Source organism: Bacillus sp. 22483 (genome assembly GCF_052044605.1).
In the GTDB taxonomy this organism is placed as follows: Bacteria; Bacillota; Bacilli; order Bacillales; family Bacillaceae; genus Bacillus; species Bacillus altitudinis.
The window spans coordinates 1-421 of record NZ_JBQENU010000030.1 but is presented as its reverse complement, the minus strand read 5'-3'; the positions used below and the strand labels follow the sequence as shown (position 1 = coordinate 421).

The window sequence follows — 421 nt, the reverse complement described above, 5'->3', positions numbered from 1 at the left end:
AACAGGAGCGACTGGCGCTACTGGAGATACAGGCGCAACCGGAGCGACCGGAGCCACAGGAGATACGGGTGCCACAGGTGCAACAGGAACAGGAGCCACGGGTGCAACGGGAGATACGGGAGCGACTGGAGCAACCGGAGCCACGGGTGCAACGGGAGATACAGGAGCGACAGGAGCAATCGGAGCGACCGGTGCAACGGGAGATACGGGAGCGACCGGAGTAACCGGAGCCACAGGAGTAACGGGAGATACGGGAGCGACTGGAGTAACCGGAGCCACAGGTGTAACGGGAGATACGGGAGCGACTGGAGTAACCGGAGCCACGGGCGCTACGGGAGATACAGGAGCGACCGGAGTAACCGGAGCCACAGGAGCAACGGGAGATACCGGGGCAACCGGAGTAGGGTTAGCTGGTATTTTG

Annotated in this window: 1 protein-coding gene; it reads left to right on the top strand. The window is 62.5% G+C overall.

What is annotated here, in order from left to right; genetic code table 11:
* The coding region (locus ACTJJQ_RS19250) for a hypothetical protein (protein WP_440600512.1) at positions 1–421 on the top strand (421 nt) is incomplete at both ends.